This is a genomic window from Mycolicibacterium sphagni, assembly GCF_002250655.1.
GTDB classification, from domain to species: Bacteria; Actinomycetota; Actinomycetes; order Mycobacteriales; family Mycobacteriaceae; genus Mycobacterium; species Mycobacterium sphagni.
Map to the genome: position 1 here is coordinate 1 of NZ_NOZR01000075.1, position 310 is coordinate 310.

At 75.2% G+C, this 310-nt stretch carries 1 protein-coding gene; it reads right to left on the reverse strand.

Annotation, left to right across the window (positions count from 1 at the left end; translation table 11 throughout):
• A partial coding sequence (locus CG716_RS31450; protein WP_207760821.1) for a hypothetical protein occupies window positions 1–310 on the reverse strand: 310 nt, incomplete at both ends.

A 310-nucleotide genomic window follows, 5' to 3' on the forward strand; every position in this document is an offset into this window, starting at 1 on the left:
CCTGAGCCCGAGCCCGAGCCTGAGCCCGAGCCGGAGCCCGAGCCCGAGCCGGAGCCCGATCCTGAGCCCGAGCCCGAACCTGAGCCCGAGCCCGAACCTGAGCCTGAGCCCGAGCCAGCTCCGGAGCCGGAGCCAGCTCCCGAGCCGGCCTCCGAGCCCGAGCCAGCTCCCGAGCCCGAGCCAGCTCCCGAACCTGAGCCCGAGCCCGAGCCCGAGCCAGCTCCCGAACCTGAGCCCGAACCTGAGCCTGAGCCCGAACCTGAGCCTGAGCCCGAGCCCGAGCCCGAACCCGAGCCGGCACTCCAGCGCC